The sequence below is a fragment of the Candidatus Gastranaerophilales bacterium genome (genome assembly GCA_028693235.1).
GTDB lineage: Bacteria > Cyanobacteriota > Vampirovibrionia > Gastranaerophilales > Gastranaerophilaceae > JAQUVW01.
Genome location: JAQUVW010000002.1, coordinates 255,298 through 268,517 on the forward strand (window position 1 = coordinate 255,298; position 13,220 = coordinate 268,517).

The 13,220-nt window shown below is 36.2% G+C and carries 10 protein-coding genes; 6 read left to right on the top strand and 4 right to left on the bottom strand.

The window, feature by feature from the left end; translation table 11 throughout:
- Positions 1-246: 246 nt before the first annotated feature.
- Entirely contained in the window at positions 247-822 is a 576-nt protein-coding gene (gene cobO / locus PHV37_04340; GenBank protein ID MDD3237307.1) for a cob(I)yrinic acid a,c-diamide adenosyltransferase, read from the bottom strand.
- Complete coding sequence (locus PHV37_04345) at positions 823-1,140, bottom strand: helix-turn-helix transcriptional regulator (GenBank protein MDD3237308.1); 318 nt, start codon at positions 1,138-1,140, stop codon at positions 823-825.
- A gap of 169 nt (positions 1,141-1,309) precedes the next feature.
- On the opposite strand from PHV37_04345, the gene PHV37_04350 reads away from it, so the two are divergent.
- The 5 genes from PHV37_04350 (at position 1,310) to nifJ (ending at position 9,864) form a co-directional block, all read left to right on the top strand.
- A complete protein-coding gene (locus PHV37_04350; protein ID MDD3237309.1) occupies positions 1,310-2,128 on the top strand; it encodes a hypothetical protein in 819 nt (272 codons plus the stop codon).
- A 43-nt stretch (positions 2,129-2,171) separates the two neighbouring features.
- Positions 2,172-4,232, top strand: a complete 2,061-nt coding sequence (locus tag PHV37_04355) for an annexin (protein MDD3237310.1) — start codon at positions 2,172-2,174, stop codon at positions 4,230-4,232.
- A gap of 84 nt (positions 4,233-4,316) precedes the next feature.
- Positions 4,317-5,555: a U32 family peptidase gene (locus PHV37_04360; protein ID MDD3237311.1), complete on the top strand. Its 1,239-nt coding sequence runs from the start codon at positions 4,317-4,319 to the stop codon at positions 5,553-5,555.
- The gene (locus tag PHV37_04365) at positions 5,552-6,034 is read left to right on the top strand and encodes a YqeG family HAD IIIA-type phosphatase (GenBank protein MDD3237312.1); all 483 of its coding nucleotides are present in this window, start codon (positions 5,552-5,554) and stop codon (positions 6,032-6,034) included. Before PHV37_04360 ends, PHV37_04365 begins: the two co-directional genes overlap by 4 nt.
- Before the next feature lie 293 nt (positions 6,035-6,327).
- Positions 6,328-9,864: a pyruvate:ferredoxin (flavodoxin) oxidoreductase gene (gene nifJ / locus PHV37_04370; protein MDD3237313.1), complete on the top strand. Its 3,537-nt coding sequence runs from the start codon at positions 6,328-6,330 to the stop codon at positions 9,862-9,864.
- 62 nt (positions 9,865-9,926) lie between these two features.
- Here nifJ and PHV37_04375 read toward each other — a convergent pair whose 3' ends face one another.
- A complete protein-coding gene (locus tag PHV37_04375) occupies positions 9,927-10,367 on the bottom strand; it encodes a peroxiredoxin (GenBank protein ID MDD3237314.1) in 441 nt (146 codons plus the stop codon).
- Positions 10,368-10,499: 132 nt separating this feature from the next.
- Between PHV37_04375 and PHV37_04380 the strand changes: the two genes are divergently transcribed.
- On the top strand, positions 10,500-11,309 hold the full coding sequence (locus PHV37_04380) for a glycosyltransferase family 2 protein (protein MDD3237315.1): 810 nt from the start codon (positions 10,500-10,502) through the stop codon (positions 11,307-11,309).
- Here PHV37_04380 and PHV37_04385 read toward each other — a convergent pair.
- A complete protein-coding gene (locus PHV37_04385; GenBank protein ID MDD3237316.1) occupies positions 11,306-13,159 on the bottom strand; it encodes a diguanylate cyclase in 1,854 nt (617 codons plus the stop codon). The two genes, PHV37_04380 and PHV37_04385, sit on opposite strands and share 4 nt — an antisense overlap.
- Between the last annotated feature and the right edge of the window lie 61 nt (positions 13,160-13,220).

The following is a 13,220-nucleotide window of genomic DNA, read 5'->3' on the forward strand; positions in this document are numbered from 1 at the left end:
AGATTAATTAGTAGTAAAAAGACCTTTTTGTTTTTCAGTATTGTAGGAGCTCAAATAAGCTAAAGCCACTTAAAAGCCAGATTAATTAGTAGTAAAAAGACCTTTTTGTTTTTCAGTATTGTAGGAGCTCAAATAAGCTAAAGCCACTTAAAAGCCAGATTAATTAGTAGTAAAAAGACCTTTTTGTTTTTCAGTATTGTAGGAGATTGAAAATAGATTTCCCGTGGGATTTTATTTGGCACAAGATTAGTATTCAATACCTTTTCTGGCTTTAATTCCTTTGTCCCAGTAGTGCTTGACAGGCTTGATTTCTGATACAAGGTCTGCTGCTTCAATGATTTCTTGTTTTGCATTTCTTCCAGTCAAAACGATTTCCATTTCCTCCGGCTTGTTTGAAAGTACGTCTAACATGTCTTTTAGGTCAATCAGCCCTAAATCGAGAGCGATATTGGCTTCATCTAAAACGATAAGTTGGTATTTGTTGTTTAAAATGGCGTCTTTTGCGGTTTCCCAACCTTGTTTGATTGTTTTTTCATCGTCTTTGTTCATATTTGATGCGTAAACAACCCTGTCGACACCAGCCGGAACGATTTTTAGCTTGTTGGTCAAAATATTACTTAAATCGGTAAAAGAGTAAAGCTCTCCGTAGTTGTCGCCGCCTTTTGTAAACATTATGATGAGTACATTCCAGCCTCTACCTAAAGCTCTCATTGTTAGTCCTAATGAGGCAGTTGTTTTGCCTTTGCCGTCACCCGTGTAGACTTGAATATAGCCGTGTTTTTCAAATTTAGGATTTATTAAGTTGTTTTTAGACTCTGTCAATTATTTCAAATTTCCTTTCTCAATCAGCCCGATGATGGAATAGCCAATAGCTGTTTTTGTTTGTTCAGAAGAATTTTTTAACAGATACAAAGCTTTGTTTAAAACAGGGTTGTTTGATTTAGTGAAAAAATCTTCAATATTTATATTATATAGATTTGCGAGAGCAAATAGTTCAATCGCATCAACTTTTCTTTTTCCGTTTTCAATAGCAGAAAAAGAAGACAGCGGAATTCCGAGTTTTTTTGCCGCAATATCTTGAGTTATATTTGCAGCTAGCCTTATTTCTTTAATTTTTTTACCAAGTATAAATTTGTCCATAAATAAAAATTTCTATGAAAATAGTATATTACACTTTCGGAATAAATAAAATTAACAGAGGGCGAAGAATGTAAACTTATTGTTACATTTGCCTTAAACATGCTAAAGATAAGAGTTTACATGGTCGATAAGATGAATAAGGGAATAAAAAGGTAAAAGGAGTGTATCGATGGTAGATATATCAAGTGGTATCACCTACGAACAAATGACTGCTAAACAGAAAGAAGCAATAAAAAATATTCAAAAGAATACGAATGGTTTGGCTTCCATCGATTATACTTTAGATGATTTTAGTGAAAGTATTTTCGTTGCAGATAGTGCTGAAAAGTTGAAGTCTGAAGCGAAGAATAATAAAACTCTCAAAAAGATTGATGAATTGATGGGAATAGACAATTTTGTCAATCTTGTGGATTCTGATGGTGATGGGAAAATCAGTGAAAAAGAGCAAAATGCTTTTAATAATTTGAATAAGGGATATCAAAATATGCAGGGCAGTACAGTTTTAGACTTTGCGGATTTGTATGATATAGCATTGAACATAGAAATTCCCGAAGAGCCTAAAAAAACTGATAAGACAGATAAAACCGATAAAACCGATACGACAGATAAAACAGATAAAACAGATAAAACTGACAAAACTGACAAAACCGACAAAACCGACAAAACCGACAAGCCTCAATCAGAACAGTACAAATCAAAAAACAGTGATGTCACAGTTACTAAATGGGGCGTAATTCCAAAAGACGGCGATAGAAACGATTGCTTGTTACGGATTATTCAAAATAATTATGGCAGTGATATAAAATACGGTTCTGAAAAATATAAACTAATTTCAGCAGCCATAATGAAAGCTAACCCTGATATATATTCAAGCGGAAGAAAAATTGTAGGGGGAACCGGCACAGATAGCAGCGTTCTTTATACCGGAGAGCACATTAAATTACCGGTTGTTGAATATACTAAAGAAACGGATAAAAGCAAAAAATAAATTCAAAAATATTTAAATTATTAATAAAATTAAGGAGTAAGTCATGGGCGAAATCTCAAAAGATATCACTTTTGGGCAGTTGACATCAAAACAGCAAGAAGCAATTAAAAACATTAAAGAGAAAATGCAAAAGAATTCAGGTGGTATAGATTATTCTATTTCTGATTTTCAAGACAGTATATTCTCTGCAGGCTCATATTCAGAGTTGGCTGGCAAGGTAGACAGCAATTCTGCCCTCAAAAAGATTGATGATACTATAGGGCTTGAAAACTTTTATAACTTGCTGGATTCGAATGGCGATGGCAAACTGGATACTGACGAGCAAAATGCGTTTAACAATTTGAATACGCAGTTCCAAGGTCAAAGCGGTTCAGCAGCTCTTGATTTTGCCGATTTGTATGATATAGCTCTTAATATTGAAATTCCTGATGAGAGTAATACTCAACAAGATATTGACATTACAGGTGCTGATATGAACTCGGGAACAGGTGCAACGGGCACAACGGATACCACAGGAACAAATGCTACAAATGGTACAAATGGTACCACCGGCTCAACTGCAACTGATGGTACTACTTCTGCTGACGATTCTTCAACCACAGATGGCACTGCTTCTACTGACTTGAATTCAATGTTTGCTGATGCAAAAAAAGACTATAATTCAGATGGCTCATATTCAAAAACTATAAAAGATGGAGATACATCATTAAAACAAAATTTTGACAAAAACGGTACTTTGATAGGCTATGAGTCAACAGCACTTGATTCAAACGGAAATACAATGACAACTGTATCTAATGCTGAAGGTACTCCAACTTCTGCTTCTTTGACGGATACTCAAGGAAGAACAATGGAAAATTATCAATTTGAAGATGATGGAGTAACGCCGAAAGAATATACAATAACAACATGGAATGGTGATGGAGATGACGCACCAAGAACTGTCTTGCAATACAAAGATGGTGGATATACAACCAAAACTTTTGACGGCGACAAATGGTCAAATGAGGTTGCCTGCGATATGGAAGGCAATAAACTGCCGATGGAAAAAGCAGACAGCGTAACAGTAGATGAAAAATCTCAAAAGTTAGCTGACCAACTGTTTGAAGCAATGGACGGTTGGGGAACAGATGAAGCTAGTGTCCATCAAATTCTCGATAAAGCAAGCCCTGAAGATTTGCAAAAAATAATGCTTGCATATCAAGAGGCTCACGGCGAATCATTGATGGATGCTATAAAAGGCGATTTCTCAGGTAAAGAAGAAAAAGGATTAAAAGAAACATTGACGAACGCCTTGAAATCTCAAGATGATTCAAAACTTCTTGCTGATAAACAGGTAGGGCTTGTTGTTCAAGAGTTGAATAACGCAATGAAAGGCCTTGGAACCGATGAAGATGTTGTAAATTCAATTTTGAAAGACGGCAATTATACGCCTGAGCAAATGAATCAAATATTAAGTGCATATAACAAGACCAATGGTTCATTGATAAGTGACATAAAAGGTGATTTTTCAGGTAAAGCGGAAAAAGAATTGAAAGGAATTGCACTCAAAGGACTTTCTGCCTCCTCAGAAGAACCTCTTTCTACAGAGCAACTTGATATGATTAGCTCAGAGCTGAAATCGGCAATGAAAGGTCTTGGAACTGATGAAGATGTCGTAAATACGATATTGAAAGATGGCGGTTACAATAGCGACCAAATGGCTCAGATTTTAGAGAATTACGATACTACAAACGGCTCACTGATAGGTGATATTAAAGGCGATTTTTCAGGTAAAGCAGAAAAAGAATTAAAGGCAATTGTGCTTGGAGGATTGCAAGGTACTAAAGGAACAGAAGCAGAAGCTGACTCTCTTCCTGATAACAAAGTCAAAATGGTTGTTACAGAACTCAATAGGGCTATGAAAGGGCTCGGAACCGATGAGGACGCAGTTTCCAGTATTTTGAATGATGGCAATTATACCCCTGCTCAACTTACGCAGATTATGGATGCGTATAAAGAAGAATACGGAAAATCGCTCACGGCAGCAATAAAAGGTGACTTCTCAGGAAGCACTCAAGATAAGTATGTCTATATGCTTAACCAAGCACTTATAGACACATAGGGAAATCCTTGACTCATAGATAAGGATTTAATGCCGGCGAAACAATTATTCGTCGGCTTATTTTTGTAGTAAAATACAATTATTATGAATAAACCTGAATTGTTATTGCCTGCAGGAAGCAGAGAAAAATCAGAATATGCTGTTAGATACGGGGCTGATGCCGTTTATTTGGGAATGGTTGATTTCAGCTTGCGTGCTATGAGGAAGGGTGAGCTTATCACTGCTGAAAACCTCAAAGATACGATTGAAAAAATTCATTCATTGGGGGCAAAGGCGTATTTGACGCTTAATATATTTGCGTTCAATAATGATATTGAAAATTTGATAAAAAATATTGATGTTATTAAGGATTCTAAGCCTGATGCTGTTATTTTGTCTGACTTTGGGGTCTTTAATGTCGTTAAGAAATACATGCCTGAAGTTGATGTTCATGTTAGCACTCAAACAAATATTTTGAATTATGAAACTGTTAAATTTTGGCAAGATTTGGGAGCTACGAGGGCTATTTTAGCAAGGGAACTATCTATACCTGAGATTGCTACAATTAAAGATAAAGTGCCTGAAATGGAGATTGAAGTTTTTGTCCATGGTGCCCAATGTGTTTCATTTTCAGGAAGATGCTTGTTGAGCGATTATATGACAGGCGGTGAGCGTAAATCTAATCACGGAGGGTGTGCTCAACCTTGTAGATGGAGCTACAAACTTGTAGAAGAAACTCGCCCCGGTGAATATTACGAAATTAATCAAAATGAACGTGGTACTCACATTTTGTGCCCTAAAGATTTAGCTTTGATAAATTATTTGCCTAAATTGATTGACGCAGGTGTTGATTCCTTCAAAATTGAAGGCAGAACAAAAAGTCTTTACTATGTTTCTGCAGTCGCAAAAGCTTACAGGCATGCTATTGATGAGTATCTTGAAACAGGGAAACAATCAGAAGAAGAAAATTATAACGAAATAATTAAAATCGGAAACCGTGGCTATACTACAGGATTTTTCATTGATAAACCTGATTCTGAAGGGTACAGCTATGATATTTCAAAGGGCTTGGCCGGAGCTGACTTTTTATGCGTATTTTTAGATAAAAAAGAAAATCGATATTTAGTTAAAACGAAAAATAAAATTCTTTTAAACGATGAGATAGAAGTTATTACGCCTGATGAAAAATTCACAGCAAAAGTATTAAAGATTATCGACTCAAAATCAGGTGAAGAAAAAGAGCTTTCAAATACCAATGATGAATCGTGGATTGAACTAGATAAAGAGCCACAAGATTATACATACGCACTTGCAAGGACGATAGGGATAAAAAATTTAAGATGATATTAAAACCTGATTATAATGTAGTTTCACTTTTTGACATTGATTTTGATGAGTTGAAAAATCAAGGCGTAAATGTTGTCTTATTTGACCTTGACAGTACGATTATGCCATCTAAAAGCGGTATGTATCCGGAGAACGTAAAAGAACTTTTTAAAAAGCTGAAAAATGATTTTACTTTAGCAGTTATCAGTAATAATAAAAACAAAGATTATATTGCAAAAGTCCAAGCTATGACAGACTTTGCTGTTGTCGGGCATGCGAATAAACCTTCACCTAAAGTTATGCGTGAATATTTATTAAATATTGGCAAGAGTCCGAAAGATACTGTTGTTATAGGGGATAGACCTTTGACGGATATCTTAGCAGGGAAACTTTTGGGAGCAAAGACAGTTTTAGTCGATTCAATTACGAAAAACACGGAAAATATCCAAACACGTCTTGTCCGTAAACTTGAGAGAACGACTATTAGAACTTTTTAGCTTGACTTAGCATTTTGCCTCAGAATAACTTTTTGCAGAGTGACCGGTGGCTTGATAAGCTAAAGTCACTCAGAAGTTTGCTTGGTTAGTAGTAAACAGTTCCTAGTTCAAAAATATCAAATAATTCACATTTAACAAAACTTATAGTGCAAAAAATCACGAAACGTGCCGAAATATAGTGTTTTCATGTGCTTTGACAAAAAATTTAGTTGTAATTTTGTCATATTTACGGTACCTTTTTGGTATGGTTATTTGTTATTAGTTAGGAAAATAATAAAGGAGGGCAAGTAAAAATGCCAGGAAAAACAATAACAGTTGATGGTAACTACGCTGCAGCACACGTTGCGTATGCATTGAGCGAAGTATCAGCAATTTACCCTATCACTCCTTCCTCTACAATGGGCGAATGGATTGATGAATGGGCATCACAAGGTAAGAAAAATGTATGGGGCAAAAAAGTAAACGTTGCCGAAATGCAATCAGAAGCAGGTGCAGCAGGTGCTGTTCATGGTTCTTTGGCTGCAGGTTCGTTAACATCTACTTATACAGCTTCACAAGGTTTATTATTAATGATTCCTGTAATGCACAAAGTAGCAGGTGAAATGCTTCCGCATGTTATTCACGTTGCAGCTCGTGCAATTGCAGCTCAATCATTAGCTATTTTCGGCGACCACTCAGACGTTATGGGCTGCAGAAATACAGGCTATGCAATGTTGGCTGCTAACAGCGTTCAAGAAGAAATGGATTTGGCTTTGGTTGCTCACTTGGCAACTTATAAATCAAAAGTTCCTTTCTTGCAATTCTTTGATGGATTCAGAACATCACATGAAGTACACAAAATTGAAGAAATTTCTTACGAAGATATTGCAAAATTAGTTGAACCTAAATATATTGAAGAATTCAGAAAAAGAGCGTTAAGACCGGAAGCTCCTGTTTGTAAAGTCGGTGCTCAAAATACCGATGTTTACTTCCAAGGACGTGAAACAGTCAATAAATTCTATGATGAAGTTCCTGATATCGTTCAAGAATATATGGATAAAGTGGCAAAAGTAACAGGCAGACAATATCATCCGTTTGATTATGTCGGTGCTCCTGATGCTACAGACGTTATCGTTGCAATGGGTTCAGGCTGTGAAACTATTGAAGAAACTATTGAATACTTAAATGCAACTCGCGGTACAAAATACGGTATGGTTAAAGTCAGATTGTACAGACCGTTTGATGTTAAGAGATTCTTAGAAGCACTTCCTGCTTCTGCAAAACGTGTTACAGTTCTTGACAGAACTAAAGAACCCGGTGCTATCGGTGAACCTTTGTACTTAGACGTTGTTGCTGCATTAGAAGGTAAAAATATTAGAATTATCGGCGGTCGTTATGGCTTGTCTTCTAAAGAATTCACTCCTTCAATGGTATTGGCTACGTTTAAACATGCTGAAAACAACGGATTCCACGGATTTACAGTGGGCATTGAAGATGATGTTACAAATAAATCATTAAAAGTTGAAGAACATATCGTTACAGAACCTGAAGGCACTACAAACTGCATGTTCTGGGGGTTAGGTTCTGATGGTACTGTTGGTGCTAACAAAAACTCAATTAAAATTATCGGTCAATATACTGACAAAGATGCTCAAGCATACTTTGCTTATGACTCTAAAAAGTCATTTGGTGTAACTGTTTCTCACTTGAGATTTGGCGATAAACAAATTAAATCTACATACCTTATCACAGCTCCTGACTTTGTATCTTGTTCTACACACGCATACATCGGCAGATACGATTTGCTTAAAGGTATCAAAGAAGGCGGAACATTCTTGTTGAACAGCCCTTATTCTAAGGAAGAAGCTTTTGCTCACTTGACAAAAGATATGCAAAAAACAATTATCGACAAGAAAATCAAATTCTATAATATTGATGCAGAAGCTTTGATTAAACAACAACCGGGCTTACGTGGTAAAGGTGCAAACACAGTAATGATGGTTGCATACTTCAAAGTTTCAGGAATTATTCCTTTTGAACAAGCTCTTGAAGGAATGAAAGCTATGACAACAAAAACATTCAAGAAAAAGGGTGATGATGTTGTAAATATGAACCTTGCATTGATAGATGCAGCAGTTGACGCTTGTCAAGAAGTTGTTATTCCTGCTTCTATAGACGGCGTTGGTTCTGCAGATGAAGTTAAAATGATTCCTGATAACGCAGATGAATTCGCTAAGAAAATAATTGAACCTTCAATGAGACAAAAAGGTGATGATATTCCTGTTTCAGCAATGTCTTATGACGGCGTAATCCCGACAGGTACAGCTTGCCTCGAAAAACGTGGTATCGCACCGAGAGTTCCTCAATGGAATTCTGATGTATGTATCCAATGCGGAATTTGTGCATCAGCTTGTCCTCACGCAGCTATAAGAACAAAATTATTTGATGCTGAAACATTGAAAAATGCACCTGCATCATTCAAAACAGTAGATGCCAAACCAAATGCGAACGGAGAAAAATTCAGAGTACAAGTTTATGTTGAAGATTGTACAGGTTGCGGCGTATGCTTAGACCAATGTCCAATAAACAATAATAAACCTGAAACACCGGCTCTTTCTTGGTCAACTATTGAAAAAGAAGTTGCAGAAGGTCAATTGGAAAATGAAAAATTCTTCAATGAAGCTCCTGATGATGTAATGGGTAAAAACACAACAAAAACAATAAAAGGTGCAATGCTTAAGACTCCGTTATTCGAATTCTCAGGTGCTTGTGCAGGTTGTGGCGAAACTCCTTACGTTAAATTGGTATCACAATTGTTTGGCGAAAATGTAATCGTTGCTAACGCAACAGGTTGTTCTTCAATCTACTCAGGTACATTCCCGACAATTCCTTATACTAAGAAGAAAAACGGCAGAGGTCCGGCTTGGGCTAACTCATTATTTGAAGATAATGCTGAATTCGGTTTTGGTATGAGACTTGCAGTAGACCAAAACAGAGATACTTTGAAAACTTACGTTGAAAAAGTAGTTGCTTCAGAAAAAGCTCCAGCTGATTTGAAAGAGGCATTGAACGAAGCTATTTCAAACTTTGATAATTCAAAGACAGAAGAAGCTATTCAAGCTCAAGATAAAGCAAAAGAAGTTCTTGCAAAATATGCAGATTGTGATTGTGCAGACCTTGCGAAAGTAAGAGAGCTTCAAGATTACTTTACCGATAAATCAGTATGGATTATAGGTGGTGACGGATGGGCAAATGACATCGGTTACGGCGGTATCGACCATGTATTGGCACAAAATAAAAATGTTAATATCTTGGTTCTTGATACAGAAGTTTATTCAAATACAGGCGGACAAGCTTCTAAATCTACACCTACAGGTGCAGTTGCGAAGTTTGCTACAGGCGGTAAGAGAACTTACAAGAAGAATATGGGCTTGATGAGCATGTCATACGGATATGTTTACGTAGCATCAGTAGCATTAGGTGCTGATAGAGGTCAAACTCTTAAAGCATTCCAAGAAGCTGAAGCTTACGACGGACCATCAATCATCTTCGCTTACGCTCCTTGTATCGCTCACGGTATCGATATGAGCAAGACTCAAACTGAACAAAAACGTGCAGTTGAAGCAGGATATTTCCCACTATACAGATACAATCCTGCAAACGAAACTCCGTTTACTTGGGATGCTAAAGAACCAAAAGGCAATTATCAAGACTTTATTAGAAGTGAAGGTCGTTATAAATCACTTCTTAAGACAAATCCTGAAGCTGCCGAAGCTCTTTATAACCAAGCAGAAGCAGATGCAGCAAAACGTATGGCTGTTTACAAATCAGTCGGAGAATTGATGAAGTAGTTAATACTTTAAAAATATTGAGGGCAAGTGATTTATCGCTTGCCCTTTTATTTAGAGACCGATTAGGTAAGTTTTTCTTTTATATATTTCATAATTTCTTCAATGTGTTCATTAGGATTAACTTTTCGCCATTCTTTTTCGATATTTCCATTTTTGTCAATAAGGAATGTAGAGCGTTCAATAGAGCCGTCATCATTTTTTACGCTTAAAGCTTCTGCCAATTCTTTATCGGGGTCAGAGAGCAAAGTGAAGTTCAAATCATTATGAGATTTGAAATTTTTGTGACTTTCTATGTCGTCAGGGCTTACGCCGACAACTTTCACGAATTTTGAAATTTTGTCCATGTTATCTCTAAAGTTGTGTGCTTCTATTGTACAACCTGAGGTGTTATCTTTTGGGTAAAAGTACAGAATGACATTTTCATCTTTAAAATCGTCTATAGAATATGTTTTTTCGTCGCCGTTTTCGTCAATTCCTTGAAGTTTGACATCTGATAAATTCATAAATTCCTCCTTTTCGGAGGATTATATCAGCTAGTTTGAAAAAATAAATTAGCCTTTAAGGTAAAAAAGTGATTATTATATAAATATTTGCATTTTTACAAAATAAATAATATCCTAATAGCAGAGGTCAAAATGCTAAACGGAAAAAAAGTAGTTGTTATAATGCCTGCGTATAATGCGGCAAAAACATTGGAGAAGACATATTCAGAAATAGCAATGGATATTGTCGATGAAGTTATATTGACAGATGTCAATTCTGCTGACGATACAAAACTCATTGCTGAAAAGCTCAATATTGATACAATAGTTCATGATGTCAATTTGGGCTACGGAGCAAATCAAAAGTCTTGTTATCGTGGGGCATTAAAGGCTGGGGCTGATATTATTATAATGCTTCATCCTGATTATCAATATACGCCAAAGTTAATACCTGCAATGGTTTCTATGATTGCATTTGAGGAGTATGATGCAGTAATTGCTTCGAGAATGTTGACAGGTGGTGCACTAAAAGGTGGAATGCCAATGTATAAGTGGATTGCAAATAAGTTTTTAACTTTTTTTCAAAATATAATGATGGGACAGGCATTGTCTGAGTATCATACAGGTTTTAGGGCATTTAATAAACAAGTTTTAGAAATGTTGCCACTTGAAGATTGTGACGACGACTTCATTTTTGACAACGAAATGCTTGCCCTTATTTTTTATCATAGATTTAAAATCGGGGAGATAAGTTGTCCGACATTATATTTTCCAGAGGCATCATCAATAAACTTTATGCGTTCTTGTAAATACGGCTTAGGAGTCTTGTCTGTAAGTTTTAAATATTTGCTGGCAACTCTTGGAGTGTATAAATCCAAAATTTTTAAAAAAAAGGCAAAAAGACTTAACTTATCAAAGACGATAAATTATTACCACAAGAAAATAAATGACGCTGAAAGCTAAATCATAGTAGCCAAAGATGGAGCGATAGCGACAAACTGTCTGACAAGTTCTTCATCCCATTGTACGCCTGCACCTACGGTCAATATTTCGCAAGCTTTGTCGTTCCCAAGTCCTTTTCTGTAAGGTCTGTCACTTATTAAGGCGTGGTAAGCATCTGCTACAGCGACGATTCTTGCTGCTAAAGGAATTTCAGTTTCTTTTAGTCTGTTTGGATAACCGCTACCGTCCCAATGTTCGTGGTGATATTTTACGATTGGGATAAGGTCGTGTAAAGATGGGTTAGGTTGTAGAACTTTTTCAGCACCTATAGTCGGGTGTTGTTTCATGATTTCCCATTCTTCGTCGCTCAATTTTGTTGGTTTTTTAAGGACGTTTTCAGGGATACCGATTTTGCCGACGTCATGAAGAAGTGCTCCGAGTTTAATGCGTTCAACTTCTTTTTCAGGCAGATTGATTGCTCTGGCTAAAGCGACAGCATATCTGGAAACAGATGTTGAGTGACCTTTTGTGTATTCATCTTTAGCATCGATTGCACTCGCAAGAGAAGTTACAACATCAATCAAGTGGTTTTGAGAAATAATTTCTTCATTTTGGAATTTTGTTACAAGTTCTTCTTCGAAGTTTATGCCGATTTGAGAGTGACGTTTAGCAAGTACAGAAGCGAAAGAGTTCAATGCCATGTCCTCCCAGAAGTCATAATCTTGAGAACTTACAATAGTTGAAATGCCGTTTTTGTATCCTTTGCTTTTGGAGATGTACATAGCTTGTTCAGCGAGGATTAAAAGTTTTTCTTGGTCGATAGAGGCTTCAGGGAAAGTCGCTACCCCAACGGAGACTTTGATTGGACCTACGTTGTCAATTAAGCAACAAGATAAAGTGTAGGTCAAATATTCAGCAAGGTATTTAGCTTCTTCGGTATTCATATCAGGCAAAACAACAGCAATTTCGTCGCCGCCGTATCTTCCTGCGAAATCTTGTTTTTTGATATTTTGACTAATTTTGGTTGCGACCATTTTGATAATTTCATCGCCTTTAGCGTGCCCGAATTCCCGATTTATTTGAGAAATATTGTTTACATCAAAGATTACAATAGAAACGCTTTTTTCGGTTTCTTTAGTGTCAGAGAGTTCTTTTGCTAACAATTCTTGGAACTTTCTGTGTGAGTATAAGCCTGTTAAAGTGTCGATATTAGCACTTTGAGTAGCTTTTTCTTTGAGGTCAAAGTTTGCAATAAACAGTCCGTAATAGTTTGAAATTAGTCTGTAGATATCTATATGACTGTCAATTTCATAATCCCCGATAATTGAAACGCCGATATTCTCACCAAAACTGGTAATAGGAAGAACGATTGCAGGTGAATTTGCAAGGTAAGGGATTTTTAGAAATTCGTTATCGTTGTGAGTTGAGATTTTATTTTCTGTTATTGATTTTACAATTTCGTTATTTGTGTCGCTCAAAAATACTCTTGAGGAGTATATGCTGCCGATTTTATCGATTAATTTGATATTCATGCAGTTAGATTGCGGGTTAATAATACCTAAAGAGGTGAATGAGCAATTAAGCTTATTTGTTACAAGGTTGTGGAAAGAATAAAAAAGTTCATTAATATTATGCTTATTGAGCATAACTTCGTTCATATATTTGAGAAGTTCAGCATAATTAATTGTCAAAGATGGTTTTTCGACATACTGATTGTAACCGCCATAGAGCCTGTTTGAAGTGGCTCTGGTGTTCAGCGAATTAATCTTTGCAATTAACCCCGTTTGGTTAATTGGGTTTGATATATTCGGTGTTTGGAGGTTGGAATCCTTCTCCTTATTAACATTATTTATATGATTTTCTTGTTTCACACTAAAATCTTTCTTGAACCTTCATTCATTATAAGGCATTTTGTCACGAAAAATTGCTATT